This is a genomic window from Streptomyces subrutilus (assembly GCF_001746425.1).
GTDB classification, from domain to species: Bacteria; Actinomycetota; Actinomycetes; order Streptomycetales; family Streptomycetaceae; genus Streptomyces; species Streptomyces subrutilus_A.
This window is the reverse complement of the sequence record NZ_MEHK01000001.1, coordinates 3,673,710-3,698,729: the sequence shown is the minus strand read 5'-3', so window position 1 is coordinate 3,698,729 and position 25,020 is coordinate 3,673,710. Positions and strand designations below refer to the sequence as shown.

The window sequence follows — 25,020 nt, the reverse complement described above, 5'->3', positions numbered from 1 at the left end:
GGATCGGCTGATCCCGGGCCCTTCGGCGTGTTCCGGCTAGAAACGCTCCAGGATGCCCTTGAGGAGGGCGGCGGAGGTCAGTTCGCGCGGGGCCGGGCCGGCGTGGAAGAAGCCGGCGTTCTCGGCGTCCAGCTTGCGCAGGAAGTCGAAGGCCTTGTTGTCGTGGTCGCCGAACGCGACGAACTGCCAGTGCAGGCCGGGGGCGGCGGTGGCCGCCTCGGCCAGGGCGGCCTTGGCGGGCTGCCGGTTGTCCGGGGCGCCGTCGGTCTGGAAGACGACCAGGGCCGGGCCCTCGCCGCCGTCCTGCCGGTAGCGCTCGACGACGGCCTCGACGGCGAGGTGGTAGCTGGTGCGGCCCATCCGGCCGAGCTCCGCGTGGCGGGCCTCGACCCAGGCCTCGTCGTGGCCGTCGAGGGACAGGTCGGCGGTGCCGTCCAGCTCGGTGGAGAAGAACACCGTGTGGACGGTGGCCTCCTCGTCGAGGTGCGCGGCGAGGGCGAGGGCGTGGTCGGCGAGGTACTGGGCGCTGCCGTCCTTGTAGAACCCGCGCATGGATCCGGACCGGTCCAGGACCAGGTACACCTTGGCGCGCGCCCCGGCCCTGCCCTTGCTCCGGAGCACCTGGCCGGCGGCCTTGTAGGCCCCGGCCACCCCGGGCGCCCGGCGCCGCACCGCGGCCGCGGCATGCGCGGGGCCGTCCGCCTCGGCCGGCTCGGCCTCGGCGGCCGCGGGCTCCGCTTCCGGCTCGGCCTCGGCGGCCGCGGGCTCCGCTTCCGGCTCGGCCTCGGCGGCCGCGGGCTCCGCTTCCGGCTCGGCCTCGGCGGCCGCGGGCTCCGCTTCCGGCTCGGCCTCGGCGGCCGCGGGCTCCGCTTCCGGCTCGGCCTCGGGCTCGGCCTCGGGCTCGGCCTCGGCCTTGACGGCCACCTGCTCCGCCTCTGGCTCGGCGGCTACGGGCTCCACCTCCGGTTCGGCCTCCGCCTCGGCGGCCACGGGCTCCGCCTCGGCGACGGGTTCCGCTACGACCTCGGCCTCGGCTGCCACCGGCTCCGCGACGGCTTCGGCCCGCGCGGATACGGGCTCCGCCTCGGGCGCAGCCGGCTCCGCGGCGGGCTCGGCCGCGATCTCCGCGTCGGCGGCCGCCGGCTTGGCCTCAGCGGCCGGTTCGGCCTCGGCCTCAGCGGCCACCGGTTCGGCCTCGGCGGACGCCTGCTTCGGCTCCGCCGCCGGCGCGGGGTCCGGGGCCGCCGGCCCGGACTGCGGTGCGGCCGCCGGAGGCGACGGGCGGCGGGCTTCCGGCACCGTGGGGTCCGCGACCGGGGAGGGGTCCGGGGCCGGGGCCGTCAGGACCGTGCCCGGCTCGCGGTCCCGCGGTGCGGACTGCGGTGGAACGGTGGGGTTGTCGAAAGAGGCGGCCACCAGTTCGGCCGCCGCGTCCAGGGGAGTGCGTTCCGCCTGGCTCGGGAGGGCCGCCGAGGGCGTACCCGACGTTTCCGGTACCGGTTCCGCAGACCGTCCGAACACCTTGCGCAACAAGCTCCGAATACCCATGGGCCAGGCCTTTCGCATGTGTGCGTGCGTCATTTGTCCGTGCTGCGCGGTTGATCCCTGCCCAGAGTGGACACGTAAGGTTATCGGCCGCCCGGCTGGATCTTCGGGAGGGGCGCCGTTCGTGGCGTCCGGTCCCCCGCCACGCCCACTGGCCGACCGAACTCCCGCTCCGTCGTGCCGGGTTCACCGGCCGTTCATCCGCGCGCCGCCGCTGCGGCGCCACCCGGGCCTAGCCTCACCGCTGGATCGTTCCGACACGTTGTCGGCGCCCACGCAGCTACTCGGAGGACACTCGTGCGCAAGCTCCTGCCGCTCATCGGCAACCCGCATGGGGGCGGCCGTTCCGCCCTCACCTGCCGCTACCGCTGCGGCGACGCATGCTTCCACGAGGTGCCCAACACCAGCGACAACGAGTACGCCGGCGATGTCATAGCCCGCGCGTACTCCCGCCGCTCGATGCTGCGCACCGCCGCCGTCGTGACGGTCGCCACCGCCGCCGGCAGCGCCATCACCCTCGGCGGCCCGGGCCAGTCCGCCAACGCCACCCCGGCCGGCGAGGCCGCGGCCGCCGGCTCCGCGGGCAAGGGCGGCGAGGCCGCCCGCGGTCTGCGCTTCAAGCCCGTCGCCCCCAACACCGCCGACCAGGTCACCATCCCCGAGGGCCACGAGCAGAACGTGGTCATCCGCTGGGGCGACCCGATCATCAAGGGCGCCCCGGGCTTCAACCCCGACCGGCAGACCGCCGCCGCCCAGGCCGGCCAGTTCGGCTACAACAACGACTTCCTGAGCCTGCTCCCGCTCGGTGACGAGTACGAGCGCCAGCAGCTCCTCGTGGCCAACCACGAGTACACGGACGAGCAGCTGATGTTCAAGGCGTACGACCCGGCCAACCCGACCCGCGAGCAGGTCGAGATCGCCTGGGCCGCGCACGGCCTGTCCGTGGTCGTCGTCCAGGAGGACCACCGCAGCGGCAAGCTGACCGCGGTCTCCCGCCACCAGCTCAACCGCCGGCTGACCGCCACCAGCGAGTTCAGGATGACCGGCCCGGCCGCGGGCGGCGCCCTGCTGAAGACCTCGGCCGACCCCACCGGCACCAAGGTGCTCGGCACCCTCAACAACTGCGCCGGCGGCACCACCCCGTGGGGCACCACCCTCCACGGCGAGGAGAACTTCAACCAGTACTTCGCCAACGCCGGCCAGGTCACCGACCCCGTCCAGGCCGCCCGCCTGAAGCGCTACGGAGTGAGCGCCGGCGCCACCGAGCGCAAGTGGGAGTGGTTCGACAAGCGCTTCGACGTGGCCCAGGAGCCCAACGAGTCCCACCGCCACGGCTGGGTCGTCGAGCTGGACCCGTACGACGTGAACTCCGTCCCGCGCAAGCGCACCGCGCTGGGCCGCTTCAAGCACGAGGCCGCGCAGCCCCGCCTGACCGAGGACGGCCGCCCGGTCGTCTACATGGGCGACGACGAGCGCTTCGACTACTTCTACAAGTTCGTCTCGTCGAAGCAGATGAAGAAGGGCAGCTCCCGCGCGGCGAAGGAGCACAACCTCACGCTGCTCGACGAGGGAACCCTCTACGTCGCCAAGTTGACCGGTGACACCCCGCCCGCCGAGCTCGACGGCTCCGGCAAGCCGCCCTCCGACGGCGAGTTCGACGGCTCCGGCGTCTGGATCAAGCTCGCCACCGGCAACGTCTCTCACGTCGAGGGCATGACCGCCGAGGAGGTGTACGTCTTCACCCGCCAGGCCGCCGACAAGGTGGGCGCCACGAAGATGGACCGCCCCGAGGACGTCGAGCCCTCCCCGCGCACCGGCCGCGTGTACGTCGCGCTGACCAACAACACCGACCGCGGCAAGGCCGGCAAGGAAGGCGCCACCGAGGCCAACCCGCGCAACCTGAACAAGCACGGCCAGATCCTGGAGCTCGCCGAGAACTTCGACGACCCGGCCGGCGACGGCTTCGCCTGGCGGCTGTTCCTCGTCGCCGGCGACCCGAACGACCCGGCCACCTACTTCGCGGGCTTCCCGAAGGAGAGGGTCAGCCCGATCTCCTGCCCGGACAACGTGGCGTTCGACCCGCACGGCAACCTGTGGATCTCCACCGACGGCAACCAGCTCGGCTCGCACGACGGCCTGTTCGGCGTCGCGACGGCCGGTGAGCGCCGCGGTGAGCTGAAACAGTTCCTGACCGTCCCGCGCGGCGCCGAGACCTGCGGTCCGATCATCCAGGACAAGCGCGTCCTGGTGGCCGTGCAGCACCCGGGCGAGCTGGACGGCGCGTCCGTCGAGAAGCCGCAGTCCGTGTGGCCCGACGGACCGGGCAAGATCGTCCGTCCGGCCGTCGTCTCGGTCTGGCGCAAGGACGGAAAGAACATCGGCGTCTGAGCCGGCCGGTGACCGGTGACCCCCCTCAGCCCGCCTCCGGCAGCCGTCCGACGGGCAGCCTGAGGGTGGTCACCGCACCTCCGTCGGGGGCGTTGGCGAAGGTCAGGCCGATCTCCAGCACGGCCGCCTGACCGACGACGATCGTCAGCCCCAGCCCGTGGCCCCGACCGCGGCCCGGGTCCCCGGTGCGGAACCGCCGGGGGCCCTGCTCGATCAGCTCGGGCGGGTATCCGGGGCCGTGGTCGCGCACCACCACCACCGGGCCCTCCACCGTCACCTCGACCGGCGGACGGCCGTGCTTGTGCGAGTTGACCAGCAGGTTGGCCAGGATCCGGTCCAGGCGGCGCCGGTCGGTGAGCACCACCGTGTCCCGCAGGACCCGCACCGTCGCCTCGTGCCCGCTCGCGGCGACCGCCCGCCGCACCACCCGGCCCAGCTCCACCTGGGCCGGTTCGGCCCGTTCGACGCCCGAGTCCAGCCGGGAGATCTCCAGCAGGTCCTCGGTGAGCCGGTGCAGGGCCTTGAGCCGGTCGTTGATCATCTCCTTGGGGCGGCCCTCCGGCAGCAGGGCCGCCGCTGCCAGTGAGCCCGTGAGCGGGGTGCGCAGTTCGTGCGCGACGTCCGCCGTGAACCGCTTCTCCGCTTCCAGCCGGGCCTGGAGCGATTCGGCCATCGAGTCCAGGGCCTGCGCCACGTCCCGTACCTCGTCCCGTGAGCGGGCCGGACGCCGGTCCTCCCCGTCCCCGTCCCTGTCCCCGCCCCCGTCGCGGCCGTCGCCGTCGGCCGGGAAGCCCACGCGGGCGTCCAGGTCCCCGGAGCTGATCCGGCGGGCCACGGCGGCCGTGGTCGCGAGCCGCCGGCTGATCCGGCCGGCGAGGAAGAGGCCGGCCAGCGCCACCACGCCGGCCGCCAGGCCCGCGGAGGCGAGGATCGCCGTGTCGATGTCCCGCAACCGGTCGCGGGTGTTGCCGTACGGGATCCAGATCGCGAGGGCCTGGTCGTCGGCGGGGCCCGCCGCCCACATGACGGGCTCGTCGCCGCGGCTGCCGACCATGCTGCCGGTGTCCCCGCGGGCGACCAGTTCGCGCAGCGGCCCCGGCAGGTCGGGCGGGTCCAGGGCGACGTCCACATCGCCGTGGGAGGTGCCGTACTCGTAGTGGCCGAGGGCGTGGTCGAGGTCCGCCTCCGCCTTCGCGCGGACCTCCCCGACGATCTGCCGGGCGACGACGTTGTGCACCAGGATCCCCAGCGCCGCGGCGACCGCGCAGCACACGGCCGTGGTCGTCAGGGCGATCTTCCAGCGCAGGCTGCTCAGCGCGCGCATCGCGCCCCGTCCCCGCCGAGCGGCAGGTCCGTGAGGGCCGGGCACTCGTCGAGCGTGAGCTGGGAGAGGCTCATGACGCCGGCTTCGGGGTCCCACTCGTAGTCCGAGACCGCCACGTACTTCGGGTTCGAGGTGGGCTCGCGCACCGCCAGGTGCTCGGCGGCGACCTCCACGCCCTCCAGCACCGCGCGCCGGCCCAGGACCCGGGCCACGGAGCCGTCGCCCCGGACGGTGTAGACGCGCAGTTCGCTGAGCCGGCCGTCGATGTCCAGGGCGGTGATCAGCTCGTCCTCGCCGTTGCCCGTCAGGTCGTGCAGGACGCCGGGGCGCACCGGGCAGTCGGGGCCCCCGCCCGGCTCCCGGGTGCAGAGGGCGAGCCGCTGCACCGCCCGGGGGTCGACGAGCCTGCCCGTCCCGCCGTCCTGCCGGGCGTCGGAGGTGATGTCGGCGCGTACGACGTCCAGCGCGTCGACGCCGCGCATGCCCGGCCCGGGCGGCCCGGGTACTCCGGGCACGACGGCGGCCGTGCCCGGTTTCTGGCCGGGGTCGGGCGGTGCGGGGCTGATGTCCTTCCACAGGCTCTTGGGGGCGTGCACGGTGCCGAGGTCGCCCTGGTCCCGCAGCCCCTCCACGTCGGCGCACCCGGCCAGGGCCGCCAGGACGGCGGCGAGGACCATCACGGCCGGGGCGCGGTGCATGTACCGATGCTCTCCCGCGGCCGCGCCGGGGGCCCGGGGACAGGTCCGTCCGGGGGATCGGGGCGTGCCCCGCCGCCGGTCGCCCGCCGCCGGTCGCCCGCCGCTGGTCGCCGGTCGCCGGTCAGGCGGTCAGCGGTCGGCGGTCGGCCGGACGAGGGCGCGGGCCGCGGCGACCTCCTGGTGGAGCGGGGCGAGGACGCCGGACACCTCGTCCGCGGGCTCCGCGTCCGCCCGGACCGGGTTGGTGCTGCTGCGCACGCGCTCGGCCAGTTCGCGCAGCCGGTGGGCGAGGGACTCCACTTCCTGCGCCGTCGGCGGCTCGGCCCCGTGGTTGACCCGGACGCGGGCGGCGGTGGTCGCGTCCACGATGCGTTCGACGGCCACCACCAGCGGCCACCAGGCGGCGGCCCGGGCCCCCGTCGGCGGCGGCTCGGTCAGGGCCCGCTGGAACTCGCTGCGCACGCCCGACAGGTCCCGGTAGATGCGCCGTCTGGCCTGGACGCGCAGGGTGCGCGCCTCGGCGAGCGCGGCCTCGTCCGGGGCGGGGGCGAAAGCCCGTTCCAGGTACCGGGCCGCGTCGTAGACGGTGTCGGCGAGCCGGTCCCCGATCCGGGCGTGCCAGCTCTCGGGCCACAGCAGGTAGCCCGCGACGAGGGTGATGGCGCAGCCGATCAGGCTGTCCAGCAGGCGGGGCCGGATCAGGTCGAAGCCCTGGTGGTTGAGCTGGTCCGAGAGCAGCAGGATCACCGGGGTGATCGCGGCGGTCTGGAAGGCGTACCCCTTGGCCGAGAACGCGGGGATGAGCGCGGCGAGCACCACCATCACCGGTACGTCCCACCAGCCGCGCGGCACCTCGGCCAGCACGGCGGCGGCGACCAGCAGCCCGGCGGCGGTGCCCAGAGCCCGCAGCACGGCCCGCGAGAACACCGAGCCGAAGTCGGGCTTGAGGACGAAGGTGACGGTGAGCGCGACCCAGTAGGACCGTTCCACCTCGACCAGCGAGACGAGCGACTGGGCGAGCCCGATGCACAGCGCGAGCCGCAGTCCGTACCGCCAAGAGGCCTCGGAGAACATCATGTCGCGCACCGCGCGCCGGACGCGGGCCCCCAGGGCGGCGGGCCGGCCGAGCCGGTCGTCGACGTTGTGCAGGTCCGGTTCGGCGAGGTGCACGACGGCCGCGGCGTGCCGCAGGGCCGAGTCGACGGCCCGCTCGGCGGGGGTGTGCGGCGCGGGCAGGTCGAGTACGGGGGCGCCGGTGCGGCCCTCTTCGACGGCGTCGGCCAGGTCCCGTACGGCCGCCGGGATCTCGGGAGGCAGCGGGCGGCCGCGCAGGTGCGCGGCGGGGGCGGCCTCCACCAGCGGGATCACCACGTTGAGCTGGGCCAGTATCCGCACCAGCGAGGGGCTGCGCCCGTGCACCCGCGCCCGCCGGCCCAGCACGAGGTCGTAGGCCTGGTTCAGGGCCTGGGTGACCTGTCGGCGGCGCTCGTCGTAGACGGAGGCGGGGCCGCCGGCCGCCTCCAGCGAGTCCGCCAGCGCCCGGTAGGTGGCGGCGACGGCCGTGCGTTCGGGGAGGCGTCCGCGCAGCGGCCAGCCCAGCAGGGAGAGCAGGAGGACGAACAGCCCGCCCGCGGTCAGCAGCAGGGGAGCCGTCCACCAGGGGTGCGGCAGCGGCAGCCCGGCGCCGATCACGGCGTTGAGCAGGAGCAGCAGTCCGGAGACGGAGGCGACCATGCCGATCGAGGAGATCATGCCGGAGACCAGGGCGACGAGGGTGAGGACGCCGACGGCGAGCCAGCCGTGCCCGAAGACCAGGGTGCCGAGCGTGACGCCCACGGCGCCGGCGAGCTGCGGCACGGCGATGTTGAGGATGCGCATCCGGTAGGCGTCGGCGGTGTCGCCGATGACCCCGGACAGGGCGCCCATGGAGACGAGTGCGCCGTACTGGGGCTCGTCGAGGGCGAATCCGACGGCGAGCGGGACGGACATGGCGACCGCCGCGCGGGCCGCGGCGGCCCAGGGGATCGGCGCGGCGCTCGGCCGCAGTCCGCCGAGCAGCCACGCGGGTGGGGCCAGTGGATGGGGCCGGCCTCGCGCGGACGATATGTGTTCGGTGCGTTCGGTGCTCATTCCGCTTCCGTGCCGCCGCTCGAGAATCGGTTCTTCTGCGCTCTTCTGGGTCGTTCTGCGTACGTTGCGTACCTTCCGAGCTTATGGGGTGCGCCGCAGCCGGCCCGTCAGCCACCCGCCCAGCGCGGCGGCGAGCCCGATCGCCAGCACCACCCAGGCGGTGGTGCGCAGGAACGCGGTGAGGGCGTCGTACACCGCTCCGGCGGCCTGCCGGTCGATGTCGGCCGGCAGGTCGTCCAGGGTGATCCGGCGGCAGAGGTCCACGGCGATCCACAACAGGGCGGCCCCGGCCGCGAGTCCCAGCCCGGTGGCCATGACGGCCCGCCGGCGGCGCACGGCGACGGCGATGGCCGAGGCGGCCAGCACCACGGTCAGCACGGGGAGCCAGACGCCCGCGATCTGGAGCATGCGGAAACCCTTCCGGAGCGCGCCGAGGTTGTCGTACTCCATGACCTTGACGGAGACCCGGGTCACCGGGATGCGGTCGGCGAACGGCACGCCGTCGGCGACGAGCTCCTCCTTGACCTGGGCGATGACCGGCGCCAGGTCGATGGTGACGGCGTCGCCCTGGCCGGTGGTGAGCGCCTGCAGGAAGGCGGCGTGGGCGGCGCGGTTGGCCGCGTCCCAGGCGGTGCGGTAGGCCTCGGTGCCGGCGAACGAGCGCAGGGCCTCGCCGAGCAGGGCGTCGACCCCGCTCTGGAAGGGGCCCGCGTCGATCTGCCCGGCGAGGGCGCGGGTGGCCTGGGTGACGACGACGCCCTGGACGGCGGGGTCCGCGGCGAGCGGGGACATGGCGGCGGTGTAGCGGTCGGCGTTGCCCAGGTCGCGGTCGGCCCAGTACGCGACGGCGCTCGCGGGCACCAGCAGGGCCACGAGCGCGATCAGTACCGCCGACAGGATGGTGCGCACGTCACCAGGGAATGCCGGGGCGGTGCCCGGCGCGAGCGGTGTTGCTGCGGGCGGGTGGCGCGCCACCCGCCGGCCAGGACCTGGATGTCCTGGAGCCCGGCATGCTCTTCGAGGTCGACGCGGCGGCGGTGCGTGCGCCCGGCATGACCGGCCCGGCCGTTTGATCCAGTTGCCGGGCGGGGGCGGCGGGTGTGCCCTGGATGATGGGAGAGAGGAGCCCGTCATGGCACATGCGGCACCCACCGCCTCCCGGCGGCACCCCTACCGTCGGACCGCGACGGCCACCGACCACACCGCCAGGAACGCCCTCACACGGGCCCTGCTCGCCGGCCTCGTCTACGGGGTCTGGGCCGCTTTCATCGACCGCCAGATGGGCCCGGTGGACGCGGGCAACGTCTTCTTCGGGATCCTGTGCGGCGCGGTCTTCGCCGGTGTCATGTTCGCCCTGAACCGGGTCGGCCCCCGGATGCAGCGCGAGGTCCACGCCGCCGCGTACGGAGTCTTCACGGGCGTCGCCGCGGGCTACCTGCACAGCCTGACCGACTCCAGTGTGCTCAGGGCGACCGTCATCGGGCTCTTCGTCGGCATCGGCGTCGGCGCGACCGCCTTCTACCGCTACTACACGCGCGAGGACTGAGTCCCACGGATCCCGCCGGCCACGCGATCGAGACCGCCGGCCTCGTCAAGGTCTTCGGGGAGACCCGGGCCGTCGACGGGGTGGACCTCGCCGTGCCGGCGGGGACCGTCTACGGGGTCCTCGGCCCCAACGGCGCCGGCAAGACCACCGTGGTGAAGATGCTGGCCACCCTGCTGCGCCCGGACGGCGGGGAGGCCCGCGTCTTCGGCAAGGACGTCGTCCGCGATGCGGACGCCGTGCGCAGCCGGGTCAGCCTCACCGGCCAGTACGCCTCGGTCGACGAGGACCTGACCGGGACCGAGAACCTGGTGCTGCTCGCGCGGCTGCTCGGTCATTCCCGGCCCGCCGCCCGGGAGCGCGCCGCCCAGCTGCTGGAGGCCTTCGGGCTCTCGGCCGCGGCAGCCCGCCAGGTCAAGCAGTACTCCGGCGGCATGAGGCGGCGCATCGACATCGCCGCCTCCATCCTCAACACCCCCGACCTGCTCTTCCTCGACGAGCCGACCACCGGCCTCGACCCGCGCAGCCGCAACCAGGTCTGGGAGATCGTGCGCGCCGTCGTCGCGCAGGGCACCACCGTCCTGCTGACCACCCAGTACCTGGACGAGGCCGACCGGCTGGCCTCCCGGATCGCCGTCATCGACCACGGCAAGGTGATCGCCGAGGGCACGAAGGGCGAGCTGAAGGCCTCCGTCGGCTCGGGCAGCGTGCACGTCCGGCTGCGCGATCCGGCCCAGCGGGACGAAGCGGTGCGCCTGCTGGCCGCCGTACTGGACGAGTCCGTCACGCCGGATCCCGATCCCGTCGCGCTGACCGCCCGCGTGGACGACGCCCGGTCCGCCGCCGAGGCCCTGGCCGAGCTGGCCCGGGCCGGGATCGTGGTCGACACCTTCGCGCTCGGCCAGCCCAGCCTCGACGAGGTGTTCCTCGCGCTCACCGACGACAAGGGGGTGACGGCATGAGTGTCCCCGCGACCGACGAGACGGCGACCGGCCCCGCCGCGACGGCCGGCACGTCCGCCCACGACCTGGAGTTCACGGCTCCGCGCGCCGATCAGCTCGCCGCGCTCCTGGTTTCCGGCCGGCGCCCGCCCCGCCCGAGCGCGCTGTCGACCTCGCTCACCTTCGGCTGGCGGGCGGTCCTGAAGATCAAGCACGTCCCCGAGCAGCTCTTCGACGTGACGGCCTTCCCGATCATGATGGTGCTGATGTACACGTACCTCTTCGGCGGCGCCCTGGCCGGCTCCCCGGGGACGTACATCCAGACCCTGCTGCCCGGCATCCTCGTCATGTCGATCGTGATGATCACGATGTACACGGGGGTGTCCGTCAACACCGACATCGAGAAGGGCGTCTTCGACCGCTTCCGCACGCTGCCCATCTGGCGGCCGTCGACGATGGTCGGCTATCTGCTCGGCGACATGCTGCGCTACACGATCGCCTCCGCCGTGATGCTGGCCGTCGGCCTGGTCCTGGGCTTCCGCCCGGCGGGCGGGGCCATGGGGGTGCTGGCCGGGGTGGCGCTGCTGATCGTCTTCTCGTTCGCCTTCTCGTGGGTGTGGACGATGTTCGGGCTGCTGCTGCGCAGCGAGAAGTCCGTCATGGGCGTGAGCATGATGGTGCTGTTCCCGCTCACGTTCCTCAGCAACATCTTCGTGGACCCGAGCACGATGCCGGGCTGGCTGCAGGCCTTCGTCAACAACAGCCCGGTCACCCACCTCACCACCGCCGTGCGCGGCCTGATGGCGGGCGAGTGGCCCGCCACCGAGATCGCCTGGTCACTGGGGTGGGCGGGACTTCTGGTCCTGGTTTTCGGGCCCGTCACGATGCGGCTGTACAACCGCAAGTAGCCGTCCTTCCGGCCGGGTCGGGCCGGTCCCCCTGCCCGAAGCGGCCGGGCGGCCGCCCGGCGCAGACCGGTAGTGGCGCCGGGTCCCGTGCCCGTTGGTCGAACCTCACGTGACCACGCTCCGTTGCCGAGGACGGGGGAGCCGGCGCCCTCCCTCTCCTACGCGGCGGAGTCCGCGGGGGCGGTCCGCTGGGGTTCGCTCTCGGGCTCGGGCGCCGAGCCCGAGGTCTTCTGCGACACGGCCGGGTCGGCGCTCTTGCGCACCGGCGGCGTGAACCGGGTGACTTCGGCGCGGAGCATGGCGTTCAGGGCGGCGTACGCGTCAAGGGGCATGGCGGAACCTCACGGTGTTCAGGGGGGTGTGGGGGGACTGCGCTGCTCCGGAGCCTCGGCCCGCTCAGCAGCGCAGGACCACGCTCCGCACGGTCCGCGCGGACAGCGGCGGCCCGGCCGTCCGCCATACCGGGGCGGCCACGGGCCGTGCCTCGGGATGTTTCACGTGAAACACCGGCAGCGGAGTGCCCCGTCCGCCGGACACCCCGCGCGCCGACGACCGCACGGCGGCCCGCGACTCGGGTTCGGCGGCCGGGTCGGCCTGGCCCTCGGTGGGTTCGGCGGGGGCGGTGGAGGCGGGCCGGGACTCGGCGACCGTCGCCGCGGCCGGGCCGGCGCCGAACACGCACAGCAGCACGACGCAGGCCGCTGTCAGGACCTTCGTCAGGGCCCTGGTCAGGGCCGCGCACGCGTACTGCCTCCCGCTCATGCGAGGGGTGTGCCCCGACACGCCGGACGACTCCCGGCCCGGTTGCCAGAAGCGCCCGACCGGCGGAACGAAGAGCGTCCCCACGGCGGAGGGCGGGTCCCGTCAGCGGTTGCGGCGCTCTCCCGTCAGCCGGGCCAGTACGGCGGTCTCACCGCCGAGCAGCCGCAGTTGGGGCCGCCCCGCCCGGTCCTCGCGGCCGTCCGACGCGCCGGGGGAGATCCGGGTGACGGTGAACACGGCCGTCCGGCCGTCGTCACGGGCGACCTCGACGGTCCGGCCCCGCCGGAGCCCGGCGAGGTCCAGGCCGGGCGCGCCGATCACGGCGGTACCGGCCGACCCGGGCGCCGGGCCGCCGACCTGCCAGAAGACCTCGTCCGGCCGCTCACCGCGACCCTGCCCGGCCCGCCCGCCCTGCCCGTCGCGCCCGCCCTGCTCATCGGTCCGGCCCGCCTCCTCCGCCCCGTCAGGCGTGCCGGGCGACCGGGACACCGGTACGTCGATGCCCAGTCCCGGCACGCGCAGCCGCAGCGGCCGGGCGGCCGCCAGCGGTCCCGTGACCGGCCGCAGCGGGCCCGCCGCCGGGACGCCGGGCCCGGGAGCGCGCTCACCCGACCAGTCGCCCTGCCGGGCCAGGCGCCGGTGGTCCGACAGCCCCAGCGCCCGCGAAGGCAGGGCGTCGTCGGACGTCGCGGCCGCGGGGTCGGCACCTTCGGTGCGCTGCAGCACACCGATGCCGGTGGCCAGCACCACCACCGTCAGCGCGGCGACGACCGACTTGGCGCGGGGCATGCGGGTCCCTCCGGTCCGGCTCGGGCGGCCGGGTCGCGTGAGCAGTGGATACCTCCTCTGCCCACCGCCACCCGGTCCAACACGGGAGACTGACGGTACGTCACGGGCGTGTCGCGCCCGCGCTCTCCCATGCGCCCAGCTGACCGCAGGTCCGGGCGCCCCGCCCCGGGGCGGGGCGCCCTACGCCCGAACGGGTGATTCAGGTCGTCACGAGCGTCGCCGTCGCCACGCCCATCAGGACCGCGGCGAGGTGGACCGCCGGATGGCCGTAGTCCCCCGACCACAGGTGGCGGGCCAGGCCGCCCAGTGCGGCCAGGGCCGCGATCACACCGAGCTGGCCGAAGAGGGTGACGGCGGTGAACGGGGCCAGGAGCAGCAGGAAGGAGTTCAGCCAGAAGGGGGCGGCGCCCGTCCAGCCCCGCCATTCCCTGATCGCCGTCGGCATGAACTACCGGCCCCCTCGCCCCATCGTGGTCAACTCCTCGGCTGCACAGCCTTCTTGGGTGCGGCGATCGGCACAAGGGTCTGTTTCGGCTACGGAACCGGAACTTCGGCTGGAAGTCGTCCACCCAGCGGAACGGCCCGGACCCCACAGAGGGGTCCGGGCCGAACCGAGCGGCAAACGGAAGGCTTCAGGCGACGATCCAGTCGGAGGTCGCGATCACCGGCTGTACGCCGTCGCGGTGGACGGTGCCCTCGATGAGGCCGTACATCCGGTCCGCCGCGAAGTAGACCTCGTTGTCGTTCTTGAGCCCGAACGGCTCCAGGTCGACGAGGAAGTGGTGCTTGTTGGGGAGGTTCAGGCGCACCTCGTTGACCCGGGGGCAGGAGTCGAGCACACGCTCGGCCATCTGGTTCAGGGTCTGCTGGAGCGAGTACGAGTACGTCTCCGCGAAGGCTTCCAGCATGTTCTTGCGGACCTTCTTGTACGACTGGTCCCAGTCGTGGGAGGCGTCGTCGGCGGCCAGCGCCGAGTGGGCCCAGCGCGCGGTGACCTTGGTCGCCAGGATGCGGTCGTACGCCTCCTGGAGGGTCGTGTACTTGTCCTTGATGTAGCCGTGGAACTCGGAGTTCGTCGAGTTCATCACCGTCAGGTCCTTCAGTCCCGAGATGACCTGGAGGCCCGTCGTCTCGCTGTAGGTGATCTGCGCGGTGCGCACCTCCTGGCCCTTGCGGACGAAGGAGTGCTGCTCCTTGCGCGTCGGGACCGGGATGCGGTCCCACGCGTACTCCTCGATGCGGATCTGCGCCTCGCGGATCGGCTGCTGCGAGGAGACGAAGTGCTTGGCGAGCAGGATGCCGAAGGCCTCGGGGGACTCGATGCCGTGTTCCTTGCCGAAGGCGTACACCGTGTTCTTGGTGGTGTCGGTCGGCAGGCAGTTGGCGTTGTCGCCGGTCAGGTGGACGTCGCGGAACTCGCCGCGGAGCGCGACCGACACGTTGAGGTCGCGGATCTCGTGCCACGAGCCGTCGCCGCCCTTGCGGGTCACCTTGACGATGCGGTTCTCGGCCTTGCCGTATTGGTTCTGCGCGAGGACGTGCTTGCTCATGTGCTGTCTTCCTTCGGATTCGGGAACACGGAGTCCGGTCGTCTGGATCCCGTACGCCCGGCGTCCAGCGGCCGCCCGAAGACGTCCGCTCCCCGCCGTTCGGCCCTCGGCAGGACCGCCCCGGGACTGACGTGCATCCCGGTCCGTAGGTGCTTGTTCGTACGCACGGATTGCAGCATGGGCCCGGCGGGTTGACCACCGTACGGATCATCCGAACACCAGCCCCCACGCCTTGGGCGACCCCACAGATCCGCAGGTCAGCGCATGTGCGCATCCGCGACCGAGAGGGCTTCGTCGAGGATTTCCAGCCCCTTGGCGACGTCCGGCGCCTCGATGTTGCAGGGCGGCGCGACGTGGACGCGGTTGCCGGCGAGGAGCGGCCAGAGCCCGCCCTTCCTGCAGGCGGCCCCGAACGCGGCCATCGGCGCGTTGTCAGCCCCGGAGGCGTTGTACGGCACGAGCGGCTCGCGCGTGGCCGCGTCCCGTACGAGCTCCAGGGCCCAGAAGGTGCCCAGGCCCCGGACCTCCCCGACCGAGGGGTGCCGCTCGGCGAGCGCGCGCAGCCCGGGTCCGAGCAGTTCGGCGCCGGTGCGGGCGGACCGTCCGACGATGTCCTCTTCCGCCATGACGTTGATCGTCGCGACGGCGGCGGCGCAGGCCAGCACGTGCCCGGAGTACGTCAGCCCGCCCGGGTAGGGGCGCCGGGCGAAGGTCTCGGCGATGGCGGGCGAGATGGCGACCCCTCCGAGCGGTACGTATCCGCTGGTCACGCCCTTGGCGAAGCAGAGCAGGTCGGGGACGACGTCCCAGTGCTCGGCGGCGAACCACGTGCCGGTGCGCCCGAAGCCGACCATGACCTCGTCGAGGATGAGGACGATGCCGTGGCGGTCGCAGAGCTCGCGCACGCCGGGCAGGTAGCCGGCCGGGGGCACGAGGACGCCCGGGGCCCCGCCGACGGTCTCCAGGATGACCGCGGCGATCGACTGCGGGCCCTCGAACACGATGGTGTCCTCGAGGTGGCGCAGGGCGCGCTCGCACTCCTCGGCCTCGGTGGCCGCGTAGAAGGGCGAGCGGTAGGCGAAGGGACCCCAGAAGTGCACGACGCCGGCGGTCGCGGTGTCGTTGCCGAAGCGGCGGGCGTCGCCGGTCAGGTTGATCGCGGTGGAGGTGGCGCCGTGGTACGAGCGGTAGGTGGACAGCACCTTGGGCCGGCCGGTGTGCAGCCGGGCCATGCGGACGGCGTTCTCGACGGCCTCGGCCCCGGCGTTCGTGAAGAAGATCTTGTCGAGGTCGCCCGGGGTGCGCTCGGCGATCAACCGCGCCGCCTCGGAGCGGACGTCGACGGCGAAGCCGGGCGCGACCGTGCACAGCCGCGCGGCCTGCTCCTGGACGGCCGCGGTGACCTTGGGGTGCTGGTAGCCGATGTTCGTGTAGACGAGGGCGCTGGAGAAGTCGAGGTAGCGGTTGCCGTCGTAGTCCCAGAAGTACGAGCCCTCGGCCCCCGCAACGGCCAGCGGGTCGATGAGCTCCTGTGCCGACCAGGAGTGGAAGACGTGCTTCCGATCGGCGTCCTTCACAGCGTCCCTCGCGGCGGCGGGGTCGTGGGCTTCTGCGTTCATGAAACGAGAGTAGTTGTCCACGATGTGGAATAGGCGGCCGCCCGTGCACGCGGGCGGCCCGGCCCCGGACTCGGGCGACGTGCCGGCCGCCGTCGACGAGGGGGGCGTCGCCCGTGGGCGTCGACCGCACTCCGTGCGATCCGCCGGGTGTCCTGTGCCTTAATTACCGTATGGCGAAATCTTATTTCCGGCATACGGAATTATGAGGGGAGATGACAGGCGGCGGCCGCCCTAGGATTGACAGCCCCGGGTAGGGGTACATGCGGCGCGGAGAGCGCGGAGACGGGAGGCCCTGTGGCCGAGCAGACGCGGAGGCTCGTCCTCGGCGGCGCCACGACCGGTGTCGTGGGCCGGTGCCGGGACTTCACCCGCAAGGCGCTGGCCGACTGGCAGTGGCCGGGAGGGGCGGAGTCCGTGGAGGACGTGCTGCTCCTGGTCTCCGAGGTGATCACCAACGCCTGCCTGCACGCGGGCGGCCCCCGGGAGCTGGTGCTGCGGCACGGCCCCGAGCGGCTGCGCGTGGAGGTCAGCGACGGCAGTCCCGAGATCCCGAGACGGCGGCCGCCCGGCGACCGCACCCTGCCGGGCGGACACGGACTGATCGTGCTGGAACGGCTCGCCCGCGGCTGGGGCGCGGTGCCGTCGCCGGACGGGCGGCCGGGCAAGACGGTCTGGCTGGACGTCGCGGCACCCCGAAGGGCCCAGGACGGCCTCTGAGGGCCGTCAGGGAAACCAGGGTGCGCTGGAGGGTCTGCCAGGCCGTGAGGGGCTGCTCCCGGCTCAGGCCGGGCCCTGGACCAGGTCGTCGTCCTCGGCGGGCTCGTCGGTCAGCAGCCCCGAGCGCAGCCGCTCCAGGGTGCGGCTCAGCAGGCGGGACACGTGCATCTGGGACAGGCCCAGCCGGTCGCCGATCTCGGACTGCGTCAGCTCCTGCCCGAACCGCAGGGAGAGCAGGACGCGCTCGCGCTCCGGGAGGCCGGCCAGGATCGGTTTGAGGGACTCCAGGCACTCGATCCGGTCGTAGGCCGGCTCCTCCTCGCCGAGGGAGGGCCGGTCGGCGCCCGAGTCCCGGTCGCCGTCCTCCTGGGCCGGCGCGTCCAGGGAGCGCGCGGAGTAGGCGGACGCGGCCTTGCGGCCCTCCGCCAGCTCCTCGGGCGTGACGTGCAGCTGATCCGCGAGCTCGCAGTCCGTGGGCTCGCGCCCCAGGGCCTGCTCCAGCGCGTCGTGCGCCTTGGCGGCGTCGATACGCAGCTCCTGGAGCCGGCGCGGGACCTTGACGGCCCAGCTGGTGTCGCGGAAGAACCGCTTGATCTCCCCGGTGATCGTCGGCATCGCGAACGAGGTGAACTCCACCCCGCGCTCCGGATCGAACCGGTTGATGGCCTTGATCAAGCCGATCGTGCCGACCTGGACGATGTCCTCCATCGGCTCGCTGCGGCCGCGGAAGCGTCGGGCGGCGTACTTCACCAGGCTGAGGTTCAACTCGACCAGCGTGTTGCGGACGTAGCTGAACTCCGCGCTGCCCTCCTCCAGCTCCGCCAGCCTCCGGAACAAGGCCACGGACAGGGCCCTGGCCTCGTGGGTCGAGACGTCTGTGAGGTCTGTGTGATGCATGGCGCTGCGCTCCTCCGACGGGCGGCCCCGGTGGATCCCGAGGACCGTCGCGGTCTCCCGAGCTCTCCCGCGCTGTCTCAGTCTCAGGGGATATACCCGCCTGAATCGGTACGTACCCCACTCGGACCATTCGCCATGGGCAGGTCTCGGCGAGCTGCCGTCGCTCCCCGCGCTCTCTCCCCGTGCGGCCGCCGGGATCGGCAGGGTCGGCAACCGCGCCCCGCCGGCCCCGATGACGCCCCGTACCTCCAGGGCCCCCGGCATCGCCTGCGCATGACGCCGTTCTGCGGGAGGCCCGTCGGGTACGGGGGTGCGGTGGGAGGGGGGTTAACGGTCCGAGTAGCTGAAGTCGCCGACGGTCCAGGCGCTGACGTCGTCGAGGGCGATCCGGTACATGCCGCCGGTCTCGGGGATGCCCAGGGTGCCCTGGAGGATGCGCGCCACGTGGAAGTGCAGGTGGGAGGGTGTTTCGGCAGTGGGCGGGGTACTGCCCGCGGAGCCGCCGGATTCTCTGAACACCGCGGCGAACGGGGCCAGCTGGTCGGAGTCCTGGAGGACCTCGGCGACGCGCTGGCGCCAGACGCTCTCGGGGGCCAGGCGGCCGGTGATGACGGCGCCGTGGACCACGACGGTCAGGGACATCTGATTGGTTTGCTCCGACTCGACCATGGCCGCGAGATCGATGAGCAGGTCGTCAGGGGTCGACATGGGCGGGACTCTAGCAAGCACGGGCGCGGGGGAAAACGACAAGGCCGGGGCCCGCACCGTGAGGTGCGGGCCCCGGCCTGCTGTGCGCGTCGGCGTCAGGCGGGAACGATGTTCTCGGCCTGGGGGCCCTTCTGGCCCTGCGTGACGTCGAAAGTGACCTTCTGGCCTTCCTGGAGCTCACGGAAGCCGGAAGAAGCGATGTTCGAGTAGTGGGCGAACACGTCAGCGCCGCCACCCTCCTGCTCGATGAAGCCGAAGCCCTTTTCCGCGTTGAACCACTTTACGGTGCCGGATGCCATCTAAATTCTCCTTTGGGGCCCTGCCCGGAATCGCACTGTGCGAAAACCGGCGTCGCTGTGATGATTGCCCCGCCGGAAAGATAACCGGTAAATAAGAAGTCTTTGGGAACCACGACTGCAACTGGGATCACCGTAGCACAGGGGTGCCTGAGCAGGGCGTCATTCCCCTTTCGGGCCTGCCTAAACGAAATTTCGTCCGTGAAATTAATATAAGTGAAATTCTCGGGTCCGGGTGGGTACGGGGCGCCCGGCGAAGGCGCCGGTCTCGCCGAGATGCGCCGGATGGAGTAATCCCGTGCGTGCTCCGTATCGGCGCGGCGTTCGGTCGCGCCGCCAGGTCGAGGACGCCTACGGCGCCGTGCGCGAGGAGACTCCCGCGGCTCACGCGGCCACCGGCCGCCCGGGCGGCAGCAGTTCGGTGACCACGAAGGCGACCACGGCCGCCAGGATCACCACGGGCATCATGGCGGTACTGCCGAGGATCAGGACCACCAGCACCACGCTGCTGACCGGCAGCCGCAGGGTGGCGGCCGTGGCCGCCGCCATGCCCGCCGCCATCGCGGGGACGACGCCCAGGCCCGGCAGGGGCGCGAGGAGCACGCCCGCGGCGGCTCCGAGGAACAGCGCCGGGAAGACCGGGCCGCCGCGCAGGGTGCCGAGGCACAGCGTGTAGGCGGCGCCCTTGAAGGCCAGGACGGCGAGCAGCGCGCCGACCCCCCACGCCTGCGGGTCGGCGGCGAGCGCGGAGAGCGCGGCCTGGCCGGAGGACGCGACCTCGCCGGAGGACCGTCCGGTGGCCAGCGCGTACACGGCGGCGCAGACCCCGGCGCCCAGGGCGAACGGCACGGTCCGCACGAGGGGCCGTTCCGCGACGTACGCGGCGACCGCCCGGGCCCCGGCCCGTACGGGGTGCAGCGCGGCCGCCACGGCCACCGCCACGGCCAGCGACCACAGGACGTCCGCCACATCCAGGCGGGGCAGCGGGGCGGACAGCTTCAGGGACAGTTCGCCCGTCCCGAGCCCGGTCCAGCGCCCCAGGCCCGTGAATACCAGGGACCCGACCCCGCTGGACAGCAGGGCGGGCAGCATGACCGCGAAGAGCTGCGGCCCGCCCACCCCCGCCACCTCGATCAGCAGCACCGCGGCGACCACCGGATTGCCGAAGATCGCGGCGATGGCCGCCGCCGCCCCGGCCGCGCCCAGCAGCGCGGTGTTCTGCGGAGTCGCCGGGGCCTGCGCGAGGTCGCGGAACAGCAGGGCCAGCCCGCCGCCCAGGGCGATCAGCGGTGCCTCCGGACCCAGGACGGCACCGAGCGGCAAGCTGGCCGCCGCGGCGAGCAGGACCCCGGGCAGCGCGGCCGGCGAGGAGCCGCCCACCTGCATGCCGGCGGCGGGCACGTGGCCGCCGTGGCCGGGCAGGTGGGTGACGGCCAGGCCGACCAGGACGCCCGAGACGAGCAGCAGGGGGAGCGGCCACCACCAGGGCGGGCCGTCGTGGCCCAGGGCCCGCGGGAGGGCGGCCCACAGCACGTGCTCCAGCTCGTGGAGGCCGACGAGGAACCAGAAGGCGGCGAGGGACACCGGTATGCCGATGAGCGCGCAGAAGAGAAGCAGCTTCGGATAGCCGGGGCTGCGCAGCAGGTGGCGCAGGACGTCAGGCTCCTGCGGGGCGTTCTTGCTCCCGTTCCCGTTTCCACGGCCGGTCCCGCCGTCCTTCCCGTTCCCGCTCCCGTTCCCCTTCCCGGTTCCGCCGGAGCGCGACTCCGTCATGGGTCACTCCCTTCCGCGGTCTCCCGCCTGCGCACCCCGATCCGTACCGCGCCGAAGAGCACCTTGGCGATCACGCCCACCACGATCAGATCGGCGACCATCTGGACGGTCGTCAGCGCGCGGCTGAGCTCGGTGACGGGCGCGATGTCCCCGAATCCCACGGTGGCGAACACGGTGACCGTGAAGTAGAGCGTGTCGGTCCGGTTCAGCGGCTCCGAGAACGACTCCGGCACCTCCTGGGAGAGCAGGAAGTACGTGACGCAGAACAGCACCACGAACAGCGGCAAGGCGGTGGCCAGTGCCTCCATCGCCCGCAGCCGGGGATACTCCGCACGGGTGATGGCCCGGACCTGCCAGGCGACCAGCCAACCGAACAGACCCAGCCCGGCCACGAGCGTGACGACGGTGAGCACACCGAACCCGCGGTCCAGGGGAGCCAAGTAGAACAGCGCCGTGATCAGGACCGCCCAGACCACGGACCGGAGCGCGTGACCGGCCAGGACGCGTCGGCGGCGCCGGGCGGCGTTGCCTTCCATGGCTTCAGGAGAACGGTCCGGAGCCCATCCCGCGACCGGAGCGATTCGGGACGCGCCGATGCGGCGGACGGAGGCCTCCTCGACCGCCGGGTCCGAGGCGGGCGGGGCGACCGCGGCCGCCCGGGAGCGGCCCGCCGGTTGGGCCCACCGTGTCGCGCACCGTGGTGGACGGGTGATCCCTCGGCGCGCGCGGAGGCGTCGGCACGCGGCCCGCCCGCCCGGCCCCGAGGATGGGCGCCATCCCAACCGCCTCCGCAGTCAGGAGCTGTTTCCATGCTGGAGCGCAAGCTGCGCAAGGACCGCACCGAGGTCACCTTCGTCCTCCCGGCGGACACGCCGCCCGGGCCGGTGAGCGTGGTCGGCGACTTCAACGACTGGCAGCCCGGCGCGCACACCCTCAAGCCGCGCAAGGACGGCAAGCGGGCCGTGACGGTCGAGCTGCCGTCCGAGAGCGCGCACTCCTTCCGCTATCTGGCCGCGGGGGACTACTGGTTCAATGACGACAGCGCCGGCGACCGGGACGGCCCCAACAGCCGCCTGCACACGTGAGGCAGCCATGACATCGGGCACGGTCCGGCGGCTGGTTGTCCTGCGGCATGCCAAGTCCGCCTGGCCGCCGGACGTGCCCGACGCCGAGCGCCCGCTCGGCCCGCGCGGTCTGCGCGACGCGCCGGCCGTCGGCCGCTGGCTGCGCGGGGCCGGCTGCGTGCCCGACCGGGTCCTGTGCTCGCCCGCCCGCCGCACCCGCCGGACCTGGGACCTCGTCGCTGCCGAAGCCGGGCTCGCCGCGCCGGTGGCGTACGAGGAGCGCGCCTACGGGGCGAGCGCCGGGGAACTGCTGGACCTCGTACGGGAGACCCCCGCGCGGGTGGGGACGCTGCTGCTGGTCGGGCACAACCCGGGCCTGCAGGAGCTGGTGCTGCTGCTCGCCGGCGGCGGGGAGGCCTCCGCCCTGGAGCAGGCCGCCGTGAAGTTCCCGACGTCCGCCATCGCGGTGCTGGACCTGCCCGGCCCCTGGGCGTCCCTCGCACCGGGGGACGCCCGGCTCACCGGCCTCGTGGTGCCGCGGGGCGCCAAGCCCTGAGCCGGCGGGGAGCGGGACCGGGGCCGGGTCTCACTCGCCGATGCGGACCAGCGCGAGCGTGATGTTGTCCGGGCCGCCGGCCTCGATGGCCGCCTTCCACAGTTCGAAGGCGGCCTTCCCGTCGTCGTGCACGCGGAGCAGGGCGTCGATGGTCTCGTCGGGCACCGGGTCGGTCAGCCCGTCGCTGCACACCAGGAAGCGGTCGCCGGTGGACAGCGGGACGTCCGCCACGTGCGGAGTGATGGCGTCCTGCCCGCGGCTGCCGCCGAGCACCTGGGTGACGGCCGACGTGGTGCGGTGCCCGGGCGCCGGCGGCGGGCTGTCGTCCACGCTGAGCTGGCGCAGCCCCTCCGGGGCCGCGCGGAACACCTTGCTGTCGCCGACGTTGAAGACCAGCAGCGACTCGTCCAGGACGAGGGCGCCGGCGACCGTGGTTCCCATGGAGGTCAGGTCGGGCCGGCCCTCGGCGGCCGCGTACACCGCGCGGTTGCAGACGTCCAGGGCGTTGCGGACGGCCTCGCCGCCGTCCAGCGAGGGGCCGAGCAGGGAGAGCTCGCGCACGACCAGCTCACTGGCGACCTCGCCGGCCGGCTGGCCGCCGAGCCCGTCGGCGACCGCGACGAGGAGCGGCCGGCCGAGCGGGAACACGAGCGTCTGGGGGCTCTCGGTGGCGGTCCCGCACAGCGTCCACGGCCCGATGACCAGGCTGTCCTCGTTGTGCTCGCGCACCAGCCCGGTATGGCTCAGGGCGGTCACGGCGATGTACGGCACCCCACCATTGTCGCGCCGCTCGGCATGCGGCGCGTGACCTGCCGGAGCAGTCTGGTCGAGGGGCCCGAGGAAAGGACTGCGGCAGATGTTCGCGAGGCTGAGCACCTACCAGGGATCACCGGTACCCGCCGGGGGAGACCTGACCGCGCATTCGGAGGAGATCGTCCGGCAGGTTCAGGACCTGCCCGGCTTCCGCGGCGTCTACTACCTCGTCGACCGCGCCTCGGGAAAGGCCGCCTCGCTGACCCTGTGGGACGACGAGCGGACCATGCGGGAGAGCGAGGAGCAGGCCGCCCGGATCCGCGAGGAGACGGCCCGGCGGGAAGGCCAGCGGGTCGTGTCGGTCGAGCACTTCGAGGTCGGCTTCAGCCGGCTCGGGCCGTAGGACGGCCGCCATGTCCCGGCGCACGGCCGTACGGCGGCTGCTCGACGAGTACGGGCGGACGCACGCGGAGGAAGCGGGGATCCGGCTCCGGGACATCCCGGCGCCGCTCTACCAACTGCTCACCCTGTGCGTCCTGTTCGCCGTGCGCATCAAGGCCGACATCGCGGTCGCCGCGGCGCGGGAGCTCTTCGCGGTCGGCCTGCGCACCCCGCGGGCCATGGCCGACGCCTCCCGGCAGGATCTCGTGGGCGCGCTGGGCCGGGCCCGCTACCGCCGCTACGACGAGAGCACGGCCACCGCGCTCGGGGCCGGGGCCCGGTTCGTCCTCGACCGCTACCGCGGAGACCTGCGGAGGCTGCGCGAGGAGGCCGCAGGGGATCCGGCGCGGATCCGCGAGCTGCTCCGGGAGATCCCGAGGATCGGCCCGGTCGGAGCCGACATCTTCTGCCGCGAGGCGCAGGGCCTGTGGCCCGAACTGCGCCCCTCCTTCGACCGCCGGGCCCGCCACGGCGCCGCGGGCCTGGGCCTGCCGGCCGCGCCGGAGCGGCTGGCCGCCCTCGTCGACGACGCCGACCTCCCCCGGCTGGCGGCGGCCCTGGTCCGCGCCGACCTGGCCCTTCGTGCGCACCGCGCCGCATCCGAGGCCCCGCTCACCCTGCGGTGAACCCCCTTGCCGGACCGGCCGCTCGGGCGGCGCCTCAGGGGATCAGGGGGCCGGGGCGGGGCCGAGGGAGTCGACGTCCTCCATGAAGCCGAGCATCCGGGCGTTGACCACGTCGGGGTGGTCGATCTGCGGTCCGTGGCCGGTCGCGGCGATGATCTCGGCGCGGGCGCCCGGGATCAGGCGGGGCACCCGCTCCAGCTGCCGCCGCGGGTGGACCAGCAGGCTGCGCCTGCCCATGATCAGGTAGAACGGCTTGCGGATGGAGCCCAGTTCCTCGTCGGACAGCGGCAGCGGGGCCGGGCGGCGGATCCGGAAGGCCCGCACCCCGGCCCGGATCCACCTGCGCAGCTCCGGGACGACGAGCACCGGTTGCTCGAGCCAGGCGGCCAGGCGGGGGCGCAGTGCCTTCGGGGCGAAGGTGGCGAAGAGGCTGGCGAAGATCCAGACGAAGAAGCGCAGACCCACCTTCTCCAGGCCGCCGGGGTCGAGGGCGGTCACCGAGGCGAGCCGGCCGGGTCGCAGGTGCACCTGGTTGATGACCAGCCAGCCCCCGTAGGAGGAGCCGACGAGGTGGACCCGGTCCAGACCGAGGGCGTCGAGGGTCTCGTCCATCCACTGGGCGGCGCGCTCGGGCTGCCACATGGGCTCGCGGTGGACGCTGCGCCCGGGGTCGCCGGGGGTGTCGAAGGCGTAGACGGGGCGTTCGGCGCTGAGCGCGGGGGTGTTGGGGTACCACTGGGCGGAGCAGCCGCCGGAGCCGTGGATCAGGACGATCGGGGTGCGGGACTCGGCCGCCGGGTCCGCGGGCCCGTACCGGTAGACGTGCGTGGTGCCGAAGCTGGTCTCCACGTCGGTCTCGTACCGGGCGGGTGCGCCCAGGGCGAAGACGGCGTCGCAGGCGGCGAAGTAGCGGTCGCGCAGTTCGTCGCTGACGTAGCGGCCTGTGTCGCGGCGCGCGCGGGTCGTGTGGTCGGGCACGGGGGCACCTCCGG

At 73.5% G+C, this 25,020-nt stretch carries 27 protein-coding genes; 9 read left to right on the top strand and 18 right to left on the bottom strand.

Annotated features, from left to right (window positions below):
• Positions 1-36 precede the first annotated feature (36 nt).
• Entirely contained in the window at positions 37-1,548 is a 1,512-nt protein-coding gene (locus tag BGK67_RS17600) for a VWA domain-containing protein (protein WP_069920983.1), read from the bottom strand.
• 294 nt (positions 1,549-1,842) lie between these two features.
• Between BGK67_RS17600 and BGK67_RS17595 the strand changes: the two genes are divergently transcribed.
• A complete protein-coding gene (locus BGK67_RS17595) occupies positions 1,843-3,933 on the top strand; it encodes a PhoX family protein (protein ID WP_069920982.1) in 2,091 nt (696 codons plus the stop codon).
• A gap of 25 nt (positions 3,934-3,958) precedes the next feature.
• Here BGK67_RS17595 and BGK67_RS17590 read toward each other — a convergent pair whose 3' ends face one another.
• The 4 genes from BGK67_RS17590 to BGK67_RS17575 form a co-directional block, all read right to left on the bottom strand.
• On the bottom strand, positions 3,959-5,257 hold the full coding sequence (locus tag BGK67_RS17590; protein WP_069920981.1) for a sensor histidine kinase: 1,299 nt from the start codon (positions 5,255-5,257) through the stop codon (positions 3,959-3,961).
• On the bottom strand, positions 5,245-5,955 hold the full coding sequence (locus BGK67_RS17585; RefSeq protein ID WP_244291244.1) for a hypothetical protein: 711 nt from the start codon (positions 5,953-5,955) through the stop codon (positions 5,245-5,247). Before BGK67_RS17585 ends, BGK67_RS17590 begins: the two co-directional genes overlap by 13 nt.
• 129 nt (positions 5,956-6,084) lie before the next feature.
• The gene (locus BGK67_RS17580; protein ID WP_079154246.1) at positions 6,085-8,085 is read right to left on the bottom strand and encodes an FUSC family protein; all 2,001 of its coding nucleotides are present in this window, start codon (positions 8,083-8,085) and stop codon (positions 6,085-6,087) included.
• 81 nt (positions 8,086-8,166) lie between these two features.
• Positions 8,167-8,994, bottom strand: a complete 828-nt coding sequence (locus tag BGK67_RS17575; protein ID WP_069920980.1) for a hypothetical protein — start codon at positions 8,992-8,994, stop codon at positions 8,167-8,169.
• 223 nt (positions 8,995-9,217) lie between these two features.
• Between BGK67_RS17575 and BGK67_RS17570 the strand changes: the two genes are divergently transcribed.
• The 3 genes from BGK67_RS17570 to BGK67_RS17560 are packed head-to-tail and all read left to right on the top strand — an operon-like array spanning position 9,218 to position 11,477.
• Positions 9,218-9,631, top strand: coding sequence for a hypothetical protein (locus BGK67_RS17570; RefSeq protein ID WP_069920979.1), 414 nt, complete (start codon positions 9,218-9,220; stop codon positions 9,629-9,631).
• Positions 9,628-10,590, top strand: coding sequence for an ATP-binding cassette domain-containing protein (locus tag BGK67_RS17565; RefSeq protein ID WP_069923936.1), 963 nt, complete (start codon positions 9,628-9,630; stop codon positions 10,588-10,590). The genes BGK67_RS17570 and BGK67_RS17565 overlap by 4 nt, the downstream gene beginning before the upstream one ends.
• Positions 10,587-11,477, top strand: coding sequence for an ABC transporter permease (locus tag BGK67_RS17560; protein ID WP_079154245.1), 891 nt, complete (start codon positions 10,587-10,589; stop codon positions 11,475-11,477). The genes BGK67_RS17565 and BGK67_RS17560 overlap by 4 nt, the downstream gene beginning before the upstream one ends.
• Positions 11,478-11,635: 158 nt before the next feature.
• Here the strand turns inward: BGK67_RS17560 and BGK67_RS38920 are convergent, their stop codons facing one another.
• From BGK67_RS38920 to BGK67_RS17535, 6 genes are all read right to left on the bottom strand, one after another.
• Positions 11,636-11,809: a hypothetical protein gene (locus tag BGK67_RS38920; RefSeq protein ID WP_167739519.1), complete on the bottom strand. Its 174-nt coding sequence runs from the start codon at positions 11,807-11,809 to the stop codon at positions 11,636-11,638.
• Positions 11,810-11,873: 64 nt separating this feature from the next.
• A complete protein-coding gene (locus BGK67_RS17555) occupies positions 11,874-12,239 on the bottom strand; it encodes a hypothetical protein (RefSeq protein ID WP_069920978.1) in 366 nt (121 codons plus the stop codon).
• A 102-nt stretch (positions 12,240-12,341) separates the two neighbouring features.
• On the bottom strand, positions 12,342-13,028 hold the full coding sequence (locus BGK67_RS17550) for a class F sortase (protein ID WP_069920977.1): 687 nt from the start codon (positions 13,026-13,028) through the stop codon (positions 12,342-12,344).
• Positions 13,029-13,227: 199 nt separating this feature from the next.
• The gene (locus tag BGK67_RS17545; protein WP_069920976.1) at positions 13,228-13,473 is read right to left on the bottom strand and encodes a hypothetical protein; all 246 of its coding nucleotides are present in this window, start codon (positions 13,471-13,473) and stop codon (positions 13,228-13,230) included.
• 187 nt (positions 13,474-13,660) lie between these two features.
• Positions 13,661-14,578 carry a factor-independent urate hydroxylase gene (gene pucL / locus BGK67_RS17540; protein ID WP_069920975.1) on the bottom strand — a complete coding sequence of 306 codons (918 nt, stop codon included), beginning with the start codon at positions 14,576-14,578 and terminating at the stop codon, positions 13,661-13,663.
• A gap of 257 nt (positions 14,579-14,835) precedes the next feature.
• Positions 14,836-16,197, bottom strand: coding sequence for an aspartate aminotransferase family protein (locus tag BGK67_RS17535; protein ID WP_069920974.1), 1,362 nt, complete (start codon positions 16,195-16,197; stop codon positions 14,836-14,838).
• 294 nt (positions 16,198-16,491) lie between these two features.
• Between BGK67_RS17535 and BGK67_RS17530 the strand changes: the two genes are divergently transcribed.
• The gene (locus BGK67_RS17530) at positions 16,492-16,914 is read left to right on the top strand and encodes an ATP-binding protein (RefSeq protein WP_069920973.1); all 423 of its coding nucleotides are present in this window, start codon (positions 16,492-16,494) and stop codon (positions 16,912-16,914) included.
• Positions 16,915-16,977: 63 nt separating this feature from the next.
• On the opposite strand, the gene BGK67_RS17525 is transcribed toward BGK67_RS17530, so the two are convergent.
• The 5 genes from BGK67_RS17525 to BGK67_RS17505 all read right to left on the bottom strand — a co-directional run bounded on the left by BGK67_RS17525 (position 16,978) and on the right by BGK67_RS17505 (position 21,124).
• Positions 16,978-17,811 carry a SigB/SigF/SigG family RNA polymerase sigma factor gene (locus BGK67_RS17525; protein WP_079154244.1) on the bottom strand — a complete coding sequence of 278 codons (834 nt, stop codon included), beginning with the start codon at positions 17,809-17,811 and terminating at the stop codon, positions 16,978-16,980.
• 327 nt (positions 17,812-18,138) lie between these two features.
• The gene (locus BGK67_RS17520) at positions 18,139-18,519 is read right to left on the bottom strand and encodes a hypothetical protein (RefSeq protein ID WP_069920972.1); all 381 of its coding nucleotides are present in this window, start codon (positions 18,517-18,519) and stop codon (positions 18,139-18,141) included.
• A 95-nt stretch (positions 18,520-18,614) separates the two neighbouring features.
• Entirely contained in the window at positions 18,615-18,818 is a 204-nt protein-coding gene (locus BGK67_RS17515) for a cold-shock protein (protein ID WP_030011983.1), read from the bottom strand.
• Positions 18,819-19,199: 381 nt separating this feature from the next.
• Positions 19,200-20,588: a chloride channel protein gene (locus BGK67_RS17510; protein ID WP_079154243.1), complete on the bottom strand. Its 1,389-nt coding sequence runs from the start codon at positions 20,586-20,588 to the stop codon at positions 19,200-19,202.
• Positions 20,585-21,124 carry a potassium channel family protein gene (locus BGK67_RS17505; RefSeq protein WP_069920971.1) on the bottom strand — a complete coding sequence of 180 codons (540 nt, stop codon included), beginning with the start codon at positions 21,122-21,124 and terminating at the stop codon, positions 20,585-20,587. The genes BGK67_RS17510 and BGK67_RS17505 overlap by 4 nt, the downstream gene beginning before the upstream one ends.
• A 273-nt stretch (positions 21,125-21,397) precedes the next feature.
• Between BGK67_RS17505 and BGK67_RS17500 the strand changes: the two genes are divergently transcribed.
• Positions 21,398-21,673 carry an isoamylase early set domain-containing protein gene (locus BGK67_RS17500; RefSeq protein WP_069920970.1) on the top strand — a complete coding sequence of 92 codons (276 nt, stop codon included), beginning with the start codon at positions 21,398-21,400 and terminating at the stop codon, positions 21,671-21,673.
• Positions 21,674-21,680: 7 nt separating this feature from the next.
• Complete coding sequence (locus BGK67_RS17495) at positions 21,681-22,208, top strand: SixA phosphatase family protein (RefSeq protein WP_069920969.1); 528 nt, start codon at positions 21,681-21,683, stop codon at positions 22,206-22,208.
• Between the two features lie 30 nt (positions 22,209-22,238).
• On the opposite strand, the gene BGK67_RS17490 is transcribed toward BGK67_RS17495, so the two are convergent.
• Positions 22,239-22,979 carry a PP2C family protein-serine/threonine phosphatase gene (locus BGK67_RS17490; protein WP_069920968.1) on the bottom strand — a complete coding sequence of 247 codons (741 nt, stop codon included), beginning with the start codon at positions 22,977-22,979 and terminating at the stop codon, positions 22,239-22,241.
• A gap of 85 nt (positions 22,980-23,064) precedes the next feature.
• Between BGK67_RS17490 and BGK67_RS17485 the strand changes: the two genes are divergently transcribed.
• A complete protein-coding gene (locus BGK67_RS17485; protein WP_069920967.1) occupies positions 23,065-23,364 on the top strand; it encodes a hypothetical protein in 300 nt (99 codons plus the stop codon).
• A 10-nt stretch (positions 23,365-23,374) separates the two neighbouring features.
• Positions 23,375-24,028, top strand: a complete 654-nt coding sequence (locus BGK67_RS17480) for an HhH-GDP family DNA glycosylase (RefSeq protein WP_069920966.1) — start codon at positions 23,375-23,377, stop codon at positions 24,026-24,028.
• A 42-nt stretch (positions 24,029-24,070) separates the two neighbouring features.
• Here the strand turns inward: BGK67_RS17480 and BGK67_RS17475 are convergent, their stop codons facing one another.
• Positions 24,071-25,006 carry an alpha/beta fold hydrolase gene (locus tag BGK67_RS17475; RefSeq protein ID WP_069920965.1) on the bottom strand — a complete coding sequence of 312 codons (936 nt, stop codon included), beginning with the start codon at positions 25,004-25,006 and terminating at the stop codon, positions 24,071-24,073.
• Positions 25,007-25,020: the final 14 nt, after the last annotated feature.